Here is a 19,436-nt window from a genome sequence, read left to right as displayed (position 1 = left end):
GAGTCTTGTTATTTGGTGAAGCGCATCACACCTTCTTGCACTGCTGTTGCGACTAAATCTCCTTGGCGGTTGTAAATCTCACCACGCACTAAACCACGGGTATTGCTGGCCGTAGGGCTTTCTATTGCGTAGAGTAACCACTCATCCATTTTGAATGGGCGGTGGAACCAAATCGAATGATCAATCGTCGCGACTTGAAAGTTAGGTGTCATTAAAGAGACTTTATGAGGATGCAACGCTGTGACTAAAAACCCCCAATCAGATGCGTAACCAAGCAAATATTGATGGATGAGCTGGTTATTTGGCAACTCACCATTAGCGCGTATCCACAGGTACTGTTTTGGCTCCGCTTTTTGTGGTTTTAGTGGGTTAATTAAGGTCACAGGGCGCATCTCAATCGCTTTCTCGCCGCAAAAAATCTTTTTCACTTTGTCTGGTAGCAAGTGCGCAATTTTAGCTGCGAGCTCAGATTCAGAAGCAAAATTTTCAGGGCCGGGAATCTCGGGCATGGGGTTTTGGTGTTCAAAACCGGGCGCTTCACCGTGATAAGAAGCGGTCAGATAGAAAATCGGCCGGCCATTTTGAATTGCTTTAACTCGTCTGGTACTGAAACTGCGTCCGTCCCTTAAATTCTCAACATCATAAATGATTGGTTTTTCAGGATCCCCGGGGTAAAGAAAATAGCTATGAAATGAGTGAACAGTGCGGTCGGAATCAACCGTATAGCGAGCCGCCGAGAGTGCTTGGCCAATCACTTGCCCACCATACACTTGTGGCAGACCTAAGTTCTCGCTCTCACCTCGGTATAAACCTTCTTCTAGCTTTTCCAGTTGCAGCAAATCCAATAGTTCATTTAATGGTTTACTCATAGACCCTCACCGAGATTCTTAATGTAATTATGATCATTGTTGACTAAGTCAATATCTTGTTAATACCAAATTGACGACCATGACAGCAGATAAAACCGAACCTATAATCATCACCAATCTAACACCATAACTGAGGTTTTATCTTTATGAAAAAGGCACTGTTGCTCATTATGTCGTCTGTCTTGGGGCTAATACTTGTGGGTTGCCAGTCAGCGCCAAAACCAACCTCTTCCGAGAGCAATATTCAATCTATCATGGGTACGGTTTCGTACCGTGAGCGTATCGCACTGCCGGATAAGGCGCTTGTCACTATCACTTTGCAAGATGTTTCATTGGCTGATGCACCCGCTAAAGTGATCGCAAAACACCGCTTTGAAACTAACGGGATGCAAGTGCCGCTTGAGTTTGACTTGGCATTCGACAACCGAAAAATTGATGCTCGCCACCGTTACAGCGTCAGTGCTCGCATCGAAGTAGATGGAAAACTACGCTTCATTACGGATACCCATTACGCCGTGATTACTGATGAGAATAACACTAAACGGGTTGATTTGCGTTTAGTTGGTGTTAAACAGTAGTAAAAACAGAAGCAATAAAATAGACGCAATACTATAAAAACAGTAAAACAAGAAATAGTAAAACAGCCCTTTCCCGTGCTAGATAAGCGGGAAAGGCGCTTGACCGAAAGGGGCTTAGGGGCGCCACTGGTATAATCGAAGTTTTATTTTGCCATGCTCGTTCACTTCGACGCCTTCGGCGATCAATTTCTGTCGTTGACGTAACAAATCCTCTCCTTTTAGCGAAATCTCTCCTTTGCTGTTGATCACACGAAACCAAGGTAATCGGCTGTTTTTAGGTAGGTTACCTAATGCTTTTCCAACATGTCGTGCGTAGCCGGGGTAGCCAGCTAAGCGAGCAATTTCGCCATAAGTGGTCACTTTTCCCGCGGGAATTTGATGTATAACTGCAAAAATTTGCGCTAAAAATTGGTTCATGCTGACAATTCGTCCATACTAGCAGTGTCCTAGTTCGATAGTTACCAAGGAACGGTATAAGGAGAGGGCATGCTATTTTCTACCTTTCAATTTTTAATCACAACCGTGTTGGCTGTAGTTTGTGCAAGAGCCATAGGTTTAAGCGAAGGGGACATCCCTGTGTTGGCCATCGTGATCCCTGCGCTGTGGATTTTACCGCAAGGGGGCGTCGCGGGTGTGTTGTTATTGGTTGCAATGACCGCTTACGGTTTCACTTTATCTTATCAGCCGATCGCCCTTTCTGTCAGTGTTTGGGTGCTACTCCCGTTGTTGATGGTGGTCTTTTCTAAACGCAGTAGCATGGGAGTCATCTTGGTCAGCGCGTTAATCGTACTGACGTTGCAAGTTGGGATCATCGTTACGCAATCGGCCGGAAAATTGGGTGGTACGGGTTGGCTTACTGTTATTCAGACTCTTTCTGTTATCGTTGTTTGGTGGTCGGTTGCGCACTGGAAACCATCCAATAAGCACCGTTGGTGGGCGTTAGGGCTACTGCTACCACTATGGATGGCCGATTTTTCGTATGCGGTGTTAGTTGCGTTAAGCATTACTGGCATTATGGCGTCGATGGAAAGTTTAACCCAATCCAAACCAGTCGCAGTGAATTGGAATGGTTTGTTATGCTGGACACTTCCAACGGTAGGTTTTGCAAGCTTAGTCGTCTCGCCCACAAGTGACGTACCAAACCCAGTATTCGTGGTTTGGATCTGTTTACTGGTTACCGCTTGGATGACCGATTATCTACTCAAGAGCACCGAAGAGCAGCTAGAATAATGAAGGTTAGAAGATAGGTAACACGAATGCTCAGTCGAGTCGTGTTTACTCGTATCATTAAGACGATTGATATATAGAAAATCACGAATACTTATGATTAGTAAAATACTTATGATTAGTAAAATACTTATGATTAGTAAAATACTTATGATTAGGAATAGGACAGGTACGCTGCATTGGTCATCTAACAGATTTGTTCAAATGGTGGTCACTTAAAACAAAAAGCTTGAATCCATTGGTATTTCGGCTTGCAATCATCACTATGATGCTTGATAATCGCCGCACTCTCTGGCTAGTGAGCCAAGAAAACAAATCAATGGAGGCCTTGGTCCTCCCGCAACACTAACTTGTGAACTCGGTCAGGCCCGGAAGGGAGCAGCCGCAGCAGGCGACGTGTGTGCCGGGATGTGGCTGGGGCTTCCACCCTTCTGAAGCCTGCAATATATGTTCGCATAAATTGCAGGCTTTCTTCATATTTGCACCATAAGTTTTCATAATCTATTTTTTTGTTGTAGGTTTACAACAAAAGTGATTTGGCTATGTTTGACTAAACTAAGAAATCATCTCACGTACACAACATCTGTAAGTTCATGAGCTTACAGAATGATGCTGTTGTTCGCACTCTCTCCATTCTGGAGTTCGATTTCTGTTTTCACCTCGAATACAACCCAAACATCAAAAGTTTTACCTCTCAACCTTTTGGCTTCCACTACCAGTTCAATAATCGCAAGTGCCGATATACTCCAGACTTTTTAGCAATAGGTCATAATGAGCAATCAACATTCTTCGAGGTCAAACACTCTAGCCAGATTCTTAAACCTGATTTTAGGGAGCGCTTTGAAGAGAAGCAGAGAGTAGCGTTGAGTGAGTTCAACAGACGGTTAGTTCTCGTTACTGAAAAGCAAATCAGGATGGGACCAACGCTAGATAACTTTAAGTTGTTACACCGCTATTCAGGATTGCGCACAGTGACCGAATTTCAAAAGCGAGTTTTGGCTTTTATTCAACGCAAGCAAATGGTGAAACTGCAAGAGGTGTCTTTGTATTTTGGTCTATCAGAGCAAGACACACTTATCTCTACTCTACCTTGGATCTCTTCGGGGCACGTTGATATCCTTGTTGTCAATAAGTTAATCAGGTTATCATATATGAGACTTATAGGAATTTCACCCATGGACGAATATATGGACATAAACGAGCTCGATGGCAGCTTAACACTACGCCTCAAAGTGCTTAAAGGAATGAGTTTCGGGATCGGAAGTTTAGCCGCCTTGCTGGCTATCGGTAACTTTGCTATTAGCCAGAGCTATATATATGGCACGTTGGAAGGCTTATATGCGCTTTACTCTTGGCATGTTTATCGCCAAATCGATAGGGGAAATGCATACAAGGGCCATAAATACATTATGTCACTATGCCTGACGTTACTCGTCATTAGTGGCACTTTCCTCAAGCCAACAGTCTATGGTGTATTTTTTTGGTCGCTGGTTTTACCTATTGTTTACTATTTGTTGCTTGGCTACAAAGTGGGCTTTGTAGCGACTGCATGTTTGTTTTTCATCCAGATCGTCAACATCATTTATCAATTTTACCTAGAGCAGTACTTTGACATGTTGGCGATGATGATCAATTTCTCCTTTTGTTATTTCAGTATTTCGACGATCGCACATGTGTATGAGTTCAACCGCGAGTCAACGGAAAACAAACTAAGTAAGTTAGCCACGCTTGATCCGCTGACTGGAGCTAATAATCGCCTCGCATTGAAGCATCGTTACCAAGCGCTAAAAGTTCAAGGAACATCATACTTTCTATTGGTATTAGATATCGATCACTTTAAAGCCATCAATGATGAACACGGTCACGATGGCGGAGACTGCGTACTTCAGTCTGTGGTGAAAACGATGGCTCATGTGGTGGGAGGGGAAAATGTGTTTCGCCAAGGGGGAGAGGAATTCTGTATACTGTTAGCTGGTGTCTCTCAACAGCATGCTCTCAAAAATGCGGAGGCCATTCGTCAAGCAATTGATAGGACGCCTGTTCCCTATCTAGGGAGAGCGATCTCTGTCACGATCAGTATTGGCTTGGCTGAGGCGAATACGTCGAGTTATATCGATGAAATCCAGCGTGAAGCAGATGCCAATCTTTATGATGCCAAATCACAAGGGCGAAATAGGGTTGTTGCATAACACGATTGAACATCGACCTTCTCTGCTGTCACTTGAGGCTAAAGTACACTTTTATCCATTGATCCTATTGCCCGTTGAAAGCTTGGCTAGATCTGACCGTGCCCTAGTATTGCTGGAGGCTTCACCAAGCATTTTTTCAATACCAAAAGTTATCCGTTTCAAACTAAATTATTAGCATCTCTAACGCAAAAATGTCCATTTTCGAGTTAGCTGATGTGGCTAGCTCATTTCTGTCGAGATTTGTTTATCTGTTAAAGATTTCGTTGTCCTTGCCATGATTGGTACACCTTAAATTAGAACATACGGCCAATGTGCCTATTTGTTTGTGTACCTAAACTGTAAGCTAGTACGAGTCAGGAAAAGACGTTAAGAGAATACAATTCCTTGAAATAGCTAGGTTTAGATACAAAAAAAGACGTCCTAGGACGTCTTTTTTCTGGAATTTGGCTCCCCCTGCAAGACTTGAACTTGCGACATACGGATTAACAGTCCGCCGTTCTACCGACTGAACTAAGGGGGAATTGCTTTGAGCGGTGCGAATGGTAGCGAGTGGGGTGTTCAGTGTCAACCTTTCCAGCCTAAGAAAAAGTAAAAATATTTCCCTGAAAATACTTTACTTTTCTGTACCCCTTATCGGCATTAGGCTAGGTTTAGTTATCCACCAAAATTGTGGATAAGTGTGTTGACGAATCCTGAGCAATTTGTTTCATCAATGGGTGTTGAGTTATTACTCTACCCATTTATTGAGTTGATTTTTTATATAACACTATGTTTTTTATTTTATTTTTTGATTTATCAACTGAAATTATCAATCAAAAATGAAAATGAGTGATGATGGCAAAAAAGGAGTGATTTTAAAGTTTTGGGGAAAACAAGTGGATTATTTTTGAAAGTTAGGAGTGGTTTTTTTTGAATTAGGCCGAAGATGGTAGCAAACGTATCGAGAAGAAACGAGCGTTTTTTCAAAATGGGGTAGATTTACGGTGCAATTATTTTGAACAATTGCTTGCAACAAAACATCGCTAACAGCGAGAATGCCTATCCAGTAATAGAGGTCAGCGGTAGAGGCATTATGAGCAAAACGTTTGAATTGGTATCAAGTTATCAACCGTCAGGCGATCAACCTACGGCGATCAAGCAATTGTTTGACGGGTTGGATGCAGGCCTTGCCCATCAAACCTTATTAGGTGTAACAGGGTCAGGAAAAACATTCACCTTGGCTAATGTGATCGCCAAGGCGCAGCGTCCAGTTATTTTGTTGGCACCGAATAAAACGCTCGCAGCCCAGCTGTATGGTGAGATGAAGTCATTTTTCCCCAACAATGCGGTTGAGTATTTCGTCTCTTATTATGACTACTATCAACCAGAAGCCTATGTGCCGACTACCGATACTTTTATAGAAAAAGACTCCTCAATTAACTCACACATCGAACAAATGCGACTCTCCGCGACCAAAGCGCTGCTTGAGCGTAAAGATGCGATTATTGTGGCTTCTGTATCGGCGATTTACGGTTTGGGTGATCCTGATTCTTATCTGAAAATGATGCTGCACGTTCGCCGTGGTGATGTGATGGATCAGCGCGACATTATCCGCCGTTTAGCCGAGCTCCAATACACACGTAACGATATGGCGTTTGAACGTGGTCAATTTAGAGTTCGTGGAGAGGTGATCGATATCTTTCCCGCTGAATCGGATTATGCGGCCGTGCGTGTTGAAATGTTTGATGATGAGGTAGATTGCATCAGTTTGTTTGACCCACTGACGGGCGCAATGATTCAGCGAGATCTTCCTCGCTATACTATTTATCCTAAAACGCACTACGTTACGCCAAGAGAGCGCATTGTCGATGCGATAGAGCACATTAAAGAGGAGCTGCGAACTCGCCAAGCTTATCTGTTGGAAAACAATAAGCTACTCGAAGAGCAGCGCATATCGCAGCGTACTCAATTTGATATTGAAATGATGAATGAGCTTGGTTTTTGTTCAGGTATTGAAAACTATTCACGTTATCTCAGTGGGCGAAAAGAGGGGGAGCCGCCTCCGACCCTGTTTGACTATCTACCGCATGACGGTTTACTGATTATCGATGAATCACACGTAACCGTGCCGCAAATTGGCGCGATGTTCAAAGGCGATCGTTCACGCAAAGAAACGTTAGTGGAGTTTGGTTTCCGGTTGCCTTCCGCTTTAGATAACCGCCCACTAAAGTTTGAAGAGTTCGAATCACTTGCGCCGCAGACGATCTTTGTTTCTGCTACCCCGGGCAACTATGAGCTAGAAAAATCAGCCGGACAAATTGTCGATCAAGTGGTGCGCCCAACTGGGTTACTTGACCCCGTGCTGGAGGTGCGACCAGTCGCAACACAAGTGGATGATGTGTTGTCAGAGATCCGCATTCGCTCAGCGAAAGATGAACGTGTGCTGATCACGACATTGACTAAACGCATGGCTGAAGACTTAACTGAGTATCTTCATGAACATGGGGTTAAGGTCAGATATCTGCACTCAGATATTGATACTGTTGAGCGGGTTGAGATTATTCGCGACCTTCGCCTAGGCGAGTTTGATGTGTTAGTGGGTATTAACTTACTGCGTGAAGGTTTGGATATGCCTGAAGTCTCTCTCGTCGCAATTCTTGATGCGGATAAAGAAGGCTTTCTACGTTCAGAACGTTCATTAATTCAGACCATTGGCCGTGCGGCACGTAACATTGAAGGCAAAGCGATTCTCTATGCTGACCGTATTACCAACTCAATGAAGAAAGCGATGGATGAGACTGATCGCCGTCGTGAAAAGCAGCAAGCACACAATGAAGAACAAGGGATAACACCTCAGGCGCTGAAACGTAATGTCAAAGATATTATGGAGTTAGGTGATATTACCAAGTCCAAGCAGCAGCGAGCGAACAAACAAGTGCCTTTGTCGAAGGTGGCAGAAAGCTCGCAAATCTATGAAGTATTCACGCCGCTACAACTGGAAAAAGAGATCGCTAAGCTAGAAGGGCTAATGTACAAACACGCACAAAACCTAGAATTTGAATTGGCTGCCGAAAAGCGTGACCAAATTGAAAAACTGCGTCAGCAGTTCATTACCAACAGTTAAAAAAATAGCCAATAGAAAGGCTCTATTGGCTGTTATTTGTGAACACTTTATTCTTATTCACTAACAACGTCAGTTGGCTAGGTGACCTCTAAAGGCCATCATATTGAATAGAGCAGATATCGTGCCAATTAATTTTATGCAAAAAGGGCTATTAACTAACGAATTAGCACCTTTTTGTTATTTTATTTTGCAAAATGCGAACCTTAATGCGATAGTTAAGGCAAAGTGCAAAATAATAATGGCTAGAATATGCAACCTGACTTTTCTCTACAAAAGACTAAATACCTTTTGATGGTGGAAGATACGGCTTCCGTTGCGGCGCTGTATCGTTCATACCTCACCCCCCTTGAAATCGATATCAATATTGTTGGTACTGGTCGTGATGCGATAGAAAGTTTAGCTCATCGAGAGCCGGATCTCATATTGCTGGATCTTCGGTTACCCGATATGACGGGTATGGACGTTTTACATGCTGTGAGAAATCAATACCCCAATGTGCCTGTGATATTCATGACGGCTCATGGTTCCATTGATACCGCAGTGGAAGCGATGCGCCACGGCGCCCAAGATTTCTTGATCAAACCTTGTGAAGCAGACCGTTTGCGCGTCACGGTTAACAACGCTATTCGTAAAGCTAGCAAACTGAAAAACGAGGCGGATAATCCGGGCAACCAGAATTATCAAGGCTTTATCGGCAGTAGCCAAACCATGCAATCTGTCTATCGAACCATTGACTCTGCGGCCTCCAGTAAAGCCAGTATTTTTATTACCGGCGAAAGTGGTACAGGTAAAGAGGTGTGCGCAGAAGCGATTCATGCGGCCAGTAAGCGTGGCGATAAGCCCTTCATTGCGATTAACTGCGCTGCAATTCCTAAAGATTTAATAGAAAGCGAACTCTTTGGCCACGTGAAAGGCGCATTTACCGGCGCCGCGACCGATCGCCAAGGTGCTGCCGAGTTGGCTGATGGTGGCACACTGTTTTTGGATGAACTGTGTGAAATGGATTTGGATTTGCAGACCAAGCTGTTGCGCTTTATCCAAACGGGTACATTCCAGAAAGTGGGCTCATCGAAGATGAAAAGTGTCGATGTCCGTTTTGTCTGCGCTACCAACCGCGATCCATGGAAAGAGGTGCAAGAGGGGCGTTTTCGTGAAGATTTGTACTATCGTCTTTATGTGATCCCATTGCATTTACCACCGCTACGCGAGCGAGGCGATGACGTTATTGAAATTGCTTACTCTTTGCTCGGCTTTATGTCTAAAGAAGAAGGCAAAGGTTTTGTCCGCTTAGCGCCAGAGGTTGTGGAGCGTTTTACGCGCTATGAATGGCCGGGTAATGTGCGTCAACTGCAAAACGTGTTGCGGAATGTGGTGGTATTGAACCACGGTAACGAGATCGAACTGAGCATGCTACCCCCACCACTGAATCAAGTCGTGGATAACAAGATCCGATTAGCCAACTTAACGACGGAAACACGCAAGGAAAATATAACCGTGCACGATATTTTTCCTTTATGGATGACGGAAAAACAAGCCATCGAACAAGCGATAGAAGCGTGTGATGGTAATATTCCTAAAGCAGCCAGTTATTTAGACGTTAGCCCTTCAACTATCTACCGCAAGCTGCAAGCGTGGAACAGTAGAGAGAACTCATAGAGATGGAACTGATCAATAAAAACAAAATTGCGCATTTGGCTCAAGAAATTGGAGAAGAGAATGTGCCAATATTGCTCGATATTTTTCTCAGCGAGCTGAGCGCCTATACACAGAAGCTCGCTGATCAAAATCTGCCGGATAAAATCGCATATTTAAAAGACATCAGCCATGCACTAAAAAGCAGTGCCGCCAGTTTTGGTGCGGATAGACTGTGCGCTAAGGCCGTGGATATTGATAGCAAAGGAAAGGCAAACTGCATTTTTGATGAGGCTGAAGAAGTGGCGGCAATGCGCGCTCTTATCGAAGAGACGCATCGTTGCTATTGCCACTTGATGGATTAACTTGTGAGTTGATTCTCAATGGCTTTTTGAAGTTTAACTCGATCGTGTCGCCAGTCACGATTGGATGATGCGAGCTCTGTAGTGACACAATGCCAGTGTTCAGCTAGCTCCGGATGTGGTGTATCGCCGATCACCACATCGATTTTTCGCCCGTGGCAGGCGCGCTCACACCATTCCAATTTCTGCCGTAGCGACATGCGACCAGCAGGTCCTTGCTCGGGAGACAAGTTCTCAACAAAAATCAGCTTTGCTTTTACATTTTGCTCAATGGCATTGCCAATTTCGGGCAGCAGTAGTGGTGGCATCACACTGGTGAGAAAGCTTCCTGGGCCAAGGATGATGCAGTCTGCTGCACTGATGGTGAGTATGGCTTCTTTGGTTGCTGGCACTTCGGGTGATAAATCTAAGCGCCTTAAATCTTCGGTCATCTCGTCCACGTTCGTTTCACCCGTGACCCAATGACCATCCATAGAAAGTGCACTAAGATCAGAAGGATGCTCTGACATAGGTAAAATATTAACATCGACTTTGAGCATGTTGCGGATCAAGTTGATCGCGTCTAAAGGGCGCACAGATAGGTTATCTAATGCCGTTAGCATCAAATTACCGAGGTTATGGCCATTGAGTTCTCCCGCACCTTTAAAGCGATATTCAAACATCATCGAACTGATGGAAGGCTCAGTGATCAACTGGTTGATACAGTTACGAGTATCGCCCCATGCAATGCCACCTTGGCAGTGGCGAATGCGTCCGGTGGAACCGCCGTTATCTGTGGTGGTTACAATCCCTGTCGCATTCGAACCAAAATCTTTTAACGCCGCTAGCACGCGTCCAAGCCCATGTCCTCCGCCAATGGCGACGACTTTCTTTGAAGTGTATAGAGTCATCTGTTCTTCTTATTTTTTAATAATTAACTACAATTTAAATCAGCTTGTTCACAACCCATACTCATTAGGAGGTAAATTGGGTAATGGACTCTTTTTTTTTACGATAAGGGTAGAATCACTTACTAATATTAAGTATTTTACTTATCAGCTGCTGTAGAGATAGTTGATTATACTACCTCAACGGCTGCCATAGCTCCGAGCTTAACTGGCTAAGTCTCATTTTTGTGAGATAGGGTGGTTAAGCCAGTGGTCTAATACCACAAGGGCATAATTGGAAATGATTATGCCTCCCGTATTTGGAAAGGTGTTCCGTGGCGCAACAGTTCGAAGATAGATTCCAACGTAAATTTTATTATTTACGTTTATCTGTTACAGATGTCTGTAACTTTAAATGCACATATTGCCTGCCTGATGGTTATCAACCTTCGGGGCAGAAAAACTCGTCTTTTTTAACCCTTCCTGAAATACAACGCGTCGTGCGAGCGTTTGCCGACTGTGGTACGTCGAAAGTACGCATCACAGGGGGGGAGCCGACTTTGCGTAAAGACTTTAACGACATTATTGCTTGTGTGGCGAATACCGCTGGTATAGAGAAAGTGGCGACCACCACCAACGGTTACCGTATGGCCAAACAAGTACAAGGTTGGCAATCGGCTGGGTTAACGCATATCAATGTCAGTGTCGATAGTCTTGATCCAAGAATGTTCCACCAAATCACGGGTGAAAACAAATTTACGCAAGTGATGGCGGGGATTGATCGCGCTTTTGAAGTCGGTTACCAGCAAGTTAAAGTCAACGTTGTGCTGTTAAAAGACCTTAATCATCAGCAGTTACCTGCTTTTTTAGATTGGATTAAACATCGCCCTATTCAACTTCGTTTTATTGAACTAATGCAAACTGGTGAAATGGACTCGCTGTTTGAGCGTCACCATATTTCAGGTGTTGCCATTCGTAATCAACTGATTGCCAATGGTTGGGTGCTGAAAACCCGAGCTCACAATGATGGGCCAGCGCAAGTTTTTGTTCATGCCGATTACCAAGGTGAAATCGGCCTTATCATGCCGTATGAGAAAAACTTTTGTCATAGCTGCAACCGCTTACGTGTTTCGGCAAAGGGGAAGTTACACCTGTGCCTTTTCGGTGAGCAAGGCGTTGAATTGCGCGATCTGCTCGCCCAAGATAATCAACAGCAAGCCTTAATTGAGCGCATTCAAGCGCAATTACAGACCAAGTCGGTCAGCCATTTTTTACAAGATGGCAATACGGGTATGACACCTAATCTCGCCTCCATTGGCGGCTAATGGCGGCTAAATTCTTTTTGTCACTGGCTATTGTTTAGCGGGTGATGTGGGTACACATTTGAACAGTAGGTGAACACATGGGTCACGCAGAAAGCGCATTTCAACCAGCACATATTGCCGTACTGACGGTTTCCGATACACGTACTGAAGAAAACGATACTTCAGGCGGTTACTTAGCTGAGCAACTTCAACAAGCGGGACACATTCTGGCCGATAAGCAGATTGTTATTGATGATCAGTATAAAATTCGCGCGATTGTTTCTCAGTGGATCGCGGATGAAAACGTGCAAGCCGTGCTGATCACGGGTGGAACGGGTTTTACCTCACGCGACAGCACACCAGAGGCATTAAAGCCCTTGTTTGATAAAGAAGTTGAAGGTTTTGGCGAGCTGTTCCGATTGGTCTCTTACGATGAAATTGGCACTTCAACCATTCAGTCTCGCGCCATTGCAGGTTTTGCCAACCATACGGTTATTTTTGCCATGCCAGGTTCAACAGGAGCGTGTAAAACCGGTTGGACAAAAATCATCAAACAGCAGTTAGATGCCAGCCATCGCCCGTGCAACTTTATGCCACATCTTTCGGTTTAACGGGGTTTCAATGAGCGAATTTACTCATATTAATGCCTCAGGCGAAGCCAATATGGTTGATGTCTCGGCCAAGGCTGAAACCGTACGTGAAGCACGTGCGGAAGCCTTTGTGAAGATGTCACCACAAACGCTGCAACTGATCCTTTCTGGGCAACACCACAAAGGTGATGTGTTTGCCACCGCAAGAATTGCGGGCATTCAAGCGGCGAAGAAAACGTGGGATTTGATCCCACTGTGCCACCCATTGCTGCTTACTAAAGTAGAAGTGCAGCTTGAAGCCATCGAAGCACAAAGCAAAGTTCGAATTGAATCATTGTGTAAATTAACCGGTAAAACAGGGGTTGAAATGGAAGCCTTAACCGCGGCATCGGTGGCGGCGTTAACCATTTACGACATGTGTAAAGCAGTACAAAAAGACATCGTGATTGAACAAGTGCGCTTACTTGAAAAAAGCGGCGGGAAATCTGGTTACTTTAGCGCTCAGCCACAACAAAAGGTCACGCATGATTAATGTCCTCTTTTTTGCTCAAACTCGTGAGTTGATCGGCCAAGACAGCATTCAACTCAAGGCACAGTTTGCTACGGTTGAAGCGCTGCGTAGCCACTTAGCCTCGCAGCCTGGGAAATGGGATTTAGCTTTGCAACCGGGAAAACTGCTGGTGGCAGTCAATCAAACCATCGTTGCCTTTGATTACCCGTTAAGTGATGGTGATGAAGTGGCCTTTTTTCCTCCAGTAACCGGAGGCTAGTGATGGATAGTCGTATTTCTGTTCAAATATCAGATTTCTCGGTAGATGCAGAATACCGTGATTTGTCGCAAGGTAGTTCTGCTGGTGCTGTGGTTACCTTTATTGGCAAAGTTCGTGATATGAATTTAGGTGATAATGTTATTGGCTTAACGCTTGAGCACTACCCAGGGATGACAGAAAAAGCCTTGAGTGACATTTGTGATCAGGCGCAGGCACGATGGCCAGTGCAAAAAATCCGTGTGATCCATCGAATCGGTGATTTAGATATTGGTGATCAAATCGTGTTTGTGGGCGTGTCGAGCCCACATCGTGGTGCGGCTTTTGAAGCCTGTGAATTCATTATGGATTACCTTAAAGCCAAAGCACCGTTTTGGAAGAAAGAGCGCACCACCGAACAAACACGTTGGGTTGAGTCTCGAGATTCAGATGCCCAAGCTGCTCAGCGTTGGGCCAATCATCACACCATCGACTAAGTTTTCTGGAGTATATGAGACTAAGTTTTGTGGAGTATATGAATAGTTCCGCGCTGTTGATTCTTCGCGTGAAACAGCGCTTTATCGGCCGTTGATACAAACTGTTCTGGCGTTATGCCAGTCGGTATCTGTTCGCAATATTGAATGCCGATAGTAATCGATACATAAGACGACACACGAGAATAGCGGTGAGGAATTTGCAGCTCTCTCACTTGATTAAGTAGTTGCAATGCTTTTTGCTCGCACTGTTTAATATCAATATCCGCAATAAACAGTAGAAATTCATCTCCTCCATAACGAAAGCAGAGGTCATCTGTGCCTTTCCAATGTTGCAGTGTACTCGCTATTTTACGAAGTACGTCATCGCCATTCACATGACCATAGTGGTCGTTATATTCTTTGAAACAATCTAAGTCGATCATGAAAATTGCAGCACTACTTTGCTCACGCTTGATCTTATCTAACGCTTTGGGCAGCAATGAGTCCATCGCATAACGGTTATAGACCTGAGTTAAGTGATCCACATTGGTCAGTTTTTCTAACTCAAGTTGGTGTATAGAAAGCCGCTCTAACGTACGCTTATAAGCGGTAATATTTCTCACAATCCATAGCACGTACTCAGTATTTTTCAGCGGAATGACCAATGCGTTAAAAAACTGAATATCGAGAGGGCCAGAGCCGTCTTTAAATTGAGCTATCACTCTTAGGTCGAGATCATACTCAAACTCTTGCATTTGTCCGCTATCAACCACTTCTTGGATAATTTGATGGAACCAAGCGGCTTTGTTTTCGGGTAATACCTGATATAGGCTTAGGCCAATTAAAGTCGTAGGATCATGGTGGCGATTGCGATCGGTTCCCCCTAAAGCCTCCACATATATGGCATCACGGTTAATCAGAAAAGTGGGTTCTGGTAATGACTCCAACAAGCTGCGCATCAGTGCTGGGTTTTCTATAATCTCGGAAAACAGTGACGAATTCACCATGCTCAGTCCTTATTAATACAATGGTCAATATTTAACATATAAATGATATTAACTGTAAAATCTTGCGAGATATCGTGTTCTTAACGAGTTGTTTGATTCAAAGATGAGACGCTGTGATAAAAGATTTTACTGTTTCTCCTTGATAAAAATTAACTATTTGTAATATCGATAGTTTGTGCCGATGAGCAAAATTGATTTTTTCCATTTAGTAAAATTGCGAAATTAGGCAACACTTAAGTTAAGGCAGCATAACGTTGCAAGTAAGGAGACAGATATGCAATCGCTAATCGTTAAAGATTATATGACATTACAAGCCATCACCTTCAAACCGGACATGTCGATGACTGCGGCTTTAGAAAAAGTGATGCGTTCGGAGCATCTTGGTGGTCCTGTGATTAACGACCAAGAGCAAGTTATTGGGTTCCTATCAGAGCAAGATTTGCTCGATAAATTAGTAAAGGTGAGCTACTTCTGCGAAGACACGAATTTAGTCCGTGATTGCATGCACCCTGAAGTGTTGTCCGTTTCATCAGACACCACGATTATTGAGCTAGCAGACATGATGAAAGTAGGGAAACCGAAAGTTTATCCCGTGATCGATCAAGGAAAACTGGTTGGCATTATTACGCGCAGAGATGTACTGAGAGCATTAGGGAAAAACTTAACGCACTGTTTTAAAAAGCCAACATAGCGAACTATCCCCTTCCTACTTGAAGCTGCAGCGGTGTTGGCTACGTTCGTTCACCCCAATCACATAGTTTGCCTATGCTCATGGGGACTCACTCACTTGCCCCTACCTGCAACTCCAAGTTGTTTGGGTATATCAGCAGTAATAAATAAAATTCTAGAGGTGCAGTGCACCTCTTTTTCATCGAATCAAGGTGAATGTGCGTTAAGTGCAGGTTTAATAAAAAGGCGCTTGACATTAGAGTTGACTCCAAGGTTTAAGCTTTGTGCATCAGAGAAGGAGAATCCTATGTGTACAAAACATCAAGCTTGCTGCTCTACAAAAAACGGCATGGCAAACCCGCAGCCGGTGTCATGCGCTAGCCTCAAAATTAACGCGATTAAAGCAGCAGGCGTTAATTCAGATGAAGAGGCGTGTTGCGGGTCACGAGAGTGCGCCAGCAATGATCCTGATGATGAACCCGCGCAGCTCACGCCAGTTGAAACACAGTTTAACCAAAGCTGGAAAATTGAAGGGATGGATTGCCCATCTTGCGCGCGTAAGGTTGAAACGGCGCTTAAAAAAGTGGGTAATGTGATCGACGCCAAAGTGCTGTTTGCTACTGAAAAATTGGTGGTTAAGTTTAATACCGAAGAGGCAGCGCTTGAAATAGAGCAAGCGGTTCGTAACGCGGGTTTTACTGCTCGTCGCATTGATGCGGCTAATCCAGTTTCTCCACCCATTCATAGTGACTGGAAGTCGGTCATAAAACAGAACGTGCAGATCCTCTCCATTGCTGGCGCTATGGTACTCGCCGCTATTGTGCAGCCTTATTTCCCTCAAATCAGCGATGGGATGTTCATTTTGACCTGCCTTGCCGGTTTGTATCCTATCGGCAAAAAAGCGATTCAACTGGCACGCTCAGGCACACCCTTTGCGATTGAAACCTTGATGAGCGTTGCGGCGCTCGGAGCGCTCTATCTTGGTGAAACGGTTGAAGCGGCGATGGTGCTATTACTCTTCCTCATCGGAGAACGGCTAGAAGCTTTTGCCGCTTCTAAAGCGCGTAGCGGTGTACAAGCTTTAATGGCACTGGTGCCTGAAACGGCAACAAAAATTGTGGCAGGAGAACGCATCACGGTGGCAGCACATGAGCTAAAACCGGGGGATGTAGTGGAAGTTTCTCCCGGCTCTCGGCTACCTGCGGATGGTCAATTGCACGAAGCGTCGGCCAGCTTTGATGAGAGTGCGTTAACGGGCGAATCACTGCCTGTCGAACGTTATCAAGGTGATAGTATCATGGCGGGTGCTGTGGTTGCGGATCAGGTGGTGCGTTTTACTATTACCTCCAAACAGGGTGAAAACGCGATCGATCGCATTTTACATCTGATTGAAGAAGCGGAATCTCGCAAAGCGCCATTAGAACGTTTTCTTGATAAATTTAGCCGTTGGTATACCCCATTAATGATGTTGGTTTCATTAGCCGTGGTTGTGATACCGCCGACACTGTTTGCGCAGCCATGGGAAACATGGGTTTACCGTGGCTTAGCCTTACTGCTGATTGCTTGTCCATGTGCGTTGGTTATCTCAACTCCCGCGGCCATTACTTCTGGCCTTGCCGCAGCGGCGCGTCGTGGTGCGTTGATCAAAGGGGGCGCGGCGCTCGAACAGCTTGGAAAAATAGAGAGTATTGCTTTTGATAAAACGGGTACTTTGACCAAAGGTAAACCGGAAGTTACGGATGTGGTTGCGCTCAATGGCTGGGATGAAGAGCAATTGTTGCGCTATGTCGCAGCGGTTGAAATGGGCTCGAGCCATCCTTTGGCAACCTCTTTAGTGAAAAAAGTGCAAGCGATGGCTTTGCCCATTCCAGAAGCGATAGAGAAGCGAGCGTTAGTTGGCAGTGGGGTTTCGGGGGTTGTGGAAGGGAAATCACTGCGCGTATTAGCGCCAAGCAAAGCGAATGTTCCGTTTTCTGATGCATTTAGCGCGCAAGTGGAAGCGCTAGAGATGCAAGGCAAAACAGTGGTGGTGGTTTTTGAGCAAGAGAGCATTGTTGGTTTAATTGCATGGCAAGATACCTTGCGTGAAGATGCCAAAGCCGCCATTGAAGCACTGCATCGTTTGGGGATCGACACTATTATGCTCACTGGCGATAACCCTAGAAGCGCTGCGACGATGAGCGCTCAATTAGGGATAGATTTCAAAGCCAGTTTATTACCGCAAGATAAAGTGGAATACATTCAACAGTTGGCGCAGAGAAAACAGGTGGCGATGGTCGGGGATGGCATTAATGATGCGCCTGCAATGAAAGCGGCCAGCATTGGTATTGCGATGGGGGGTGGTACCGATGTTGCGTTGGAAACGGCCGATGCGGCAATTACTCACAATCGATTGGCCGAGCTCGCCACCATGATCGAGCTATCACAAGCTACACTCGCCAATATTCGCCAGAATGTCACGCTAGCGCTAGGCTTAAAAAGTATCTTTTTAGTCACTAGCTTGCTCGGTATTACAGGCTTATGGATGGCGGTGCTGGCCGATAGTGGAGCCACCGCGTTAGTGACGCTCAATGCGTTGCGTCTATTGAAATTTAAAAATAAATAGTCCGAAGAACGAAAGACTTCAGCAAGGCATGGCGGGTCGTTAGCTCTCATGCCTGCTGGGTTTGCACTCTGTTGTGGTGATAGTGTGAAATGTTGTGGTGATAGTGTGAAATGCGTCGATATTGCGCTTGTATTTTGTTATGCAGTGTCGGAAATCGTCTTTTAAGGTTGGGTGTTATTTCATCAATCTTGCTATTTTTTGTGATGCAAACCGTTTTTGTGAGAATGTGTTCGTTACATTGCGTCATTCATTGTGAATTTGATCACTCTTTGTTGGTGCGCGCTCCGCTAGAGTAGCTGCATACCCGATATCTATTTATGAGCTGAACAAGCCGCAATAAGGAGTCACTTATGTCTCAAGCCGTTTTCCATCTAGGTGTTACCGAAGCCGATCTGAATGGTGCTACTTTGGCCATTATCCCTGGGGATCCAGCCCGCGTACAAAAAATCGCTGAAGAGATGGAAAATCCAGTCTTTCTTGCTAGCCACCGTGAATACACTGTGTACCGCGCAGAGTTAGACGGTAAGCCAGTCGTTGTTTGTTCTACTGGTATCGGTGGTCCTTCTACGTCTATTGCGGTTGAAGAGCTTGCTCAACTTGGCGTGCGTACTTTCCTACGCGTAGGTACTACTGGTGCAATCCAACCTCATGTCAATGTGGGTGATATGATTGTCAGCACAGGTTCGGTGCGCCTTGACGGTGCAAGTTTGCACTTTGCGCCAATGGAATTCCCTGCTGTGGCTGATTTCGATGTCGCCACTGCAATGAAAGCGGCTGTAGTTGAAAGTGGTGCAACCGTGCACATGGGCGTTACCGCATCAAGTGATACTTTCTACCCAGGCCAAGAGCGTTATGACACCTTCACTGGTCGTGTTGTGCGCCGTTTCCAAGGCTCAATGAAAGAGTGGCAAGACATGGGCGTATTGAACTTTGAGATGGAATCCGCCACTTTGCTAACCATGTGTGCGAGCTCAGGTTTGAAAGCAGGTTGTGTGGCGGGTGTGATCATCAACCGTACTCAAAAAGAGATCCCAGATCACGCGACACTCAAAGAGACCGAGGCTCGTTCAATCAAAGTGGTTGTCGAAGCGGCGCGTAAAATGCTGTAATTGAGTTCTGAATTTACACTGTATCTATGTACACGGTGAGTGATTAGGCCACTTTTGAATAAGGTGGCCTTTTTTACTTTCTAAATAATCACCAGTCAAACAGT

The 19,436-nt window shown here is 45.0% G+C and carries 18 protein-coding genes, 1 tRNA gene, 1 other RNA gene, 1 pseudogene and 1 riboswitch; of the genes and pseudogenes, 16 read left to right on the top strand and 5 right to left on the bottom strand.

The annotated features are described in order from the left end of the window. Positions 1–8: 8 nt before the first annotated feature. Complete coding sequence (gene tesB / locus CCZ37_RS08550) at positions 9–869, bottom strand: acyl-CoA thioesterase II (protein WP_094500300.1); 861 nt, start codon at positions 867–869, stop codon at positions 9–11. Between the two features lie 146 nt (positions 870–1,015). Between tesB and CCZ37_RS08545 the strand changes: the two genes are divergently transcribed. After that, entirely contained in the window at positions 1,016–1,447 is a 432-nt protein-coding gene (locus CCZ37_RS08545) for a YbaY family lipoprotein (protein ID WP_010319992.1), read from the top strand. Positions 1,448–1,561: 114 nt separating this feature from the next. On the opposite strand, the gene CCZ37_RS08540 is transcribed toward CCZ37_RS08545, so the two are convergent. Beyond that, the gene (locus tag CCZ37_RS08540; RefSeq protein WP_010319991.1) at positions 1,562–1,864 is read right to left on the bottom strand and encodes an MGMT family protein; all 303 of its coding nucleotides are present in this window, start codon (positions 1,862–1,864) and stop codon (positions 1,562–1,564) included. 69 nt (positions 1,865–1,933) lie between these two features. Here CCZ37_RS08540 and CCZ37_RS08535 point away from each other — a divergent pair, with 69 nt between their 5' ends. The 4 genes and pseudogenes from CCZ37_RS08535 to CCZ37_RS19320 all read left to right on the top strand — a co-directional run bounded on the left by CCZ37_RS08535 (position 1,934) and on the right by CCZ37_RS19320 (position 4,863). Then, positions 1,934–2,677, top strand: coding sequence for a VP0952 family biofilm-associated protein (locus tag CCZ37_RS08535; RefSeq protein ID WP_094500299.1), 744 nt, complete (start codon positions 1,934–1,936; stop codon positions 2,675–2,677). 323 nt (positions 2,678–3,000) lie between these two features. After that, an RNA gene (gene ffs / locus CCZ37_RS08530) (signal recognition particle sRNA small type) lies at positions 3,001–3,097 on the top strand. Positions 3,098–3,267: 170 nt separating this feature from the next. After that, a pseudogene (locus CCZ37_RS19630) lies at positions 3,268–3,786 on the top strand (Tn7 transposase TnsA N-terminal domain-containing protein); the annotation flags it as partial. Between the two features lie 39 nt (positions 3,787–3,825). Further along, positions 3,826–4,863 (top strand): GGDEF domain-containing protein, encoded by a 1,038-nt coding sequence (locus tag CCZ37_RS19320; RefSeq protein ID WP_339373700.1) that lies wholly within the window; start codon positions 3,826–3,828, stop codon positions 4,861–4,863. A 444-nt stretch (positions 4,864–5,307) separates the two neighbouring features. Here CCZ37_RS19320 and CCZ37_RS08515 read toward each other — a convergent pair. Further along, a tRNA-Asn gene (locus tag CCZ37_RS08515) sits at positions 5,308–5,383 on the bottom strand. A 552-nt stretch (positions 5,384–5,935) separates the two neighbouring features. On the opposite strand from CCZ37_RS08515, the gene uvrB reads away from it, so the two are divergent. From uvrB to luxU, 3 genes are all read left to right on the top strand, one after another. Then, the gene (gene uvrB, locus CCZ37_RS08510) at positions 5,936–7,966 is read left to right on the top strand and encodes an excinuclease ABC subunit UvrB (protein ID WP_094500298.1); all 2,031 of its coding nucleotides are present in this window, start codon (positions 5,936–5,938) and stop codon (positions 7,964–7,966) included. Positions 7,967–8,215: 249 nt separating this feature from the next. Beyond that, a complete protein-coding gene (gene luxO / locus CCZ37_RS08505) occupies positions 8,216–9,622 on the top strand; it encodes a quorum-sensing sigma-54 dependent transcriptional regulator LuxO (protein WP_010320686.1) in 1,407 nt (468 codons plus the stop codon). 2 nt (positions 9,623–9,624) lie between these two features. Continuing rightward, complete coding sequence (gene luxU / locus CCZ37_RS08500) at positions 9,625–9,963, top strand: quorum-sensing phosphorelay protein LuxU (protein WP_010320685.1); 339 nt, start codon at positions 9,625–9,627, stop codon at positions 9,961–9,963. On the opposite strand, the gene CCZ37_RS08495 is transcribed toward luxU, so the two are convergent. Then, positions 9,960–10,850 (bottom strand): YvcK family protein, encoded by an 891-nt coding sequence (locus CCZ37_RS08495; RefSeq protein WP_094500297.1) that lies wholly within the window; start codon positions 10,848–10,850, stop codon positions 9,960–9,962. The two genes, luxU and CCZ37_RS08495, sit on opposite strands and share 4 nt — an antisense overlap. Before the next feature lie 179 nt (positions 10,851–11,029). After that, positions 11,030–11,173, top strand: a riboswitch (molybdenum cofactor riboswitch). Here CCZ37_RS08495 and moaA point away from each other — a divergent pair. The 5 genes from moaA to moaE all read left to right on the top strand — a co-directional run bounded on the left by moaA (position 11,162) and on the right by moaE (position 13,963). Further along, positions 11,162–12,151 carry a GTP 3',8-cyclase MoaA gene (gene moaA, locus CCZ37_RS08490; protein WP_094500820.1) on the top strand — a complete coding sequence of 330 codons (990 nt, stop codon included), beginning with the start codon at positions 11,162–11,164 and terminating at the stop codon, positions 12,149–12,151. Its footprint overlaps the riboswitch before it by 12 nt. A gap of 77 nt (positions 12,152–12,228) precedes the next feature. Continuing rightward, positions 12,229–12,741: a molybdenum cofactor biosynthesis protein B gene (gene moaB, locus CCZ37_RS08485; protein ID WP_010320682.1), complete on the top strand. Its 513-nt coding sequence runs from the start codon at positions 12,229–12,231 to the stop codon at positions 12,739–12,741. Positions 12,742–12,751: 10 nt separating this feature from the next. Continuing rightward, positions 12,752–13,252, top strand: coding sequence for a cyclic pyranopterin monophosphate synthase MoaC (gene moaC / locus CCZ37_RS08480; protein ID WP_010320681.1), 501 nt, complete (start codon positions 12,752–12,754; stop codon positions 13,250–13,252). Then, positions 13,245–13,490 (top strand): molybdopterin synthase sulfur carrier subunit, encoded by a 246-nt coding sequence (gene moaD / locus CCZ37_RS08475; protein WP_010320680.1) that lies wholly within the window; start codon positions 13,245–13,247, stop codon positions 13,488–13,490. Before moaC ends, moaD begins: the two co-directional genes overlap by 8 nt. Positions 13,491–13,492: 2 nt before the next feature. Continuing rightward, positions 13,493–13,963, top strand: coding sequence for a molybdopterin synthase catalytic subunit MoaE (gene moaE, locus CCZ37_RS08470; protein ID WP_208613910.1), 471 nt, complete (start codon positions 13,493–13,495; stop codon positions 13,961–13,963). Between the two features lie 20 nt (positions 13,964–13,983). On the opposite strand, the gene CCZ37_RS08465 is transcribed toward moaE, so the two are convergent. After that, a complete protein-coding gene (locus tag CCZ37_RS08465; RefSeq protein WP_010320678.1) occupies positions 13,984–14,949 on the bottom strand; it encodes a sensor domain-containing diguanylate cyclase in 966 nt (321 codons plus the stop codon). A gap of 274 nt (positions 14,950–15,223) precedes the next feature. Here CCZ37_RS08465 and CCZ37_RS08460 point away from each other — a divergent pair, with 274 nt between their 5' ends. The 3 genes from CCZ37_RS08460 (at position 15,224) to udp (ending at position 19,332) form a co-directional block, all read left to right on the top strand. Next, positions 15,224–15,640 carry a CBS domain-containing protein gene (locus CCZ37_RS08460; RefSeq protein WP_010320677.1) on the top strand — a complete coding sequence of 139 codons (417 nt, stop codon included), beginning with the start codon at positions 15,224–15,226 and terminating at the stop codon, positions 15,638–15,640. Positions 15,641–15,925: 285 nt separating this feature from the next. Next, on the top strand, positions 15,926–18,223 hold the full coding sequence (locus tag CCZ37_RS08455) for a zinc/cadmium/mercury/lead-transporting ATPase (protein ID WP_094500295.1): 2,298 nt from the start codon (positions 15,926–15,928) through the stop codon (positions 18,221–18,223). A 350-nt stretch (positions 18,224–18,573) separates the two neighbouring features. Then, a complete protein-coding gene (udp, locus tag CCZ37_RS08450; RefSeq protein WP_010320675.1) occupies positions 18,574–19,332 on the top strand; it encodes a uridine phosphorylase in 759 nt (252 codons plus the stop codon). Positions 19,333–19,436: the final 104 nt, after the last annotated feature.

The organism is Vibrio qinghaiensis (assembly GCF_002257545.1).
Lineage (GTDB): Bacteria > Pseudomonadota > Gammaproteobacteria > Enterobacterales > Vibrionaceae > Vibrio > Vibrio ordalii.
Note: the sequence above shows the minus strand (reverse complement) of the source record. Positions and strands in the feature narration are given on the sequence as shown.

Excerpts from the sequence above, each read along its gene's own strand:
- CCZ37_RS08465 (WP_010320678.1), bottom strand. The coding sequence starts at position 14,949 with ATGGTGAATTCGTCACTGTTTTCCGAGATTATAGAAAACCCAGCACTG.
- udp (WP_010320675.1), top strand. The coding sequence starts at position 18,574 with ATGTCTCAAGCCGTTTTCCATCTAGGTGTTACCGAAGCCGATCTGAAT.
- CCZ37_RS08455 (WP_094500295.1), top strand. The coding sequence starts at position 15,926 with ATGTGTACAAAACATCAAGCTTGCTGCTCTACAAAAAACGGCATGGCA.
- tesB (WP_094500300.1), bottom strand. The coding sequence starts at position 869 with ATGAGTAAACCATTAAATGAACTATTGGATTTGCTGCAACTGGAAAAG.
- CCZ37_RS08460 (WP_010320677.1), top strand. The coding sequence starts at position 15,224 with ATGCAATCGCTAATCGTTAAAGATTATATGACATTACAAGCCATCACC.
- moaC (WP_010320681.1), top strand. The coding sequence starts at position 12,752 with ATGAGCGAATTTACTCATATTAATGCCTCAGGCGAAGCCAATATGGTT.
- moaB (WP_010320682.1), top strand. The coding sequence starts at position 12,229 with ATGGGTCACGCAGAAAGCGCATTTCAACCAGCACATATTGCCGTACTG.
- CCZ37_RS08535 (WP_094500299.1), top strand. The coding sequence starts at position 1,934 with ATGCTATTTTCTACCTTTCAATTTTTAATCACAACCGTGTTGGCTGTA.
- CCZ37_RS19320 (WP_339373700.1), top strand. The coding sequence starts at position 3,826 with ATGAGACTTATAGGAATTTCACCCATGGACGAATATATGGACATAAAC.
- CCZ37_RS08495 (WP_094500297.1), bottom strand. The coding sequence starts at position 10,850 with ATGACTCTATACACTTCAAAGAAAGTCGTCGCCATTGGCGGAGGACAT.
- moaE (WP_208613910.1), top strand. The coding sequence starts at position 13,493 with ATGGATAGTCGTATTTCTGTTCAAATATCAGATTTCTCGGTAGATGCA.
- luxU (WP_010320685.1), top strand. The coding sequence starts at position 9,625 with ATGGAACTGATCAATAAAAACAAAATTGCGCATTTGGCTCAAGAAATT.
- luxO (WP_010320686.1), top strand. The coding sequence starts at position 8,216 with ATGCAACCTGACTTTTCTCTACAAAAGACTAAATACCTTTTGATGGTG.
- uvrB (WP_094500298.1), top strand. The coding sequence starts at position 5,936 with ATGAGCAAAACGTTTGAATTGGTATCAAGTTATCAACCGTCAGGCGAT.
- CCZ37_RS08545 (WP_010319992.1), top strand. The coding sequence starts at position 1,016 with ATGAAAAAGGCACTGTTGCTCATTATGTCGTCTGTCTTGGGGCTAATA.
- CCZ37_RS08540 (WP_010319991.1), bottom strand. The coding sequence starts at position 1,864 with ATGAACCAATTTTTAGCGCAAATTTTTGCAGTTATACATCAAATTCCC.
- moaD (WP_010320680.1), top strand. The coding sequence starts at position 13,245 with ATGATTAATGTCCTCTTTTTTGCTCAAACTCGTGAGTTGATCGGCCAA.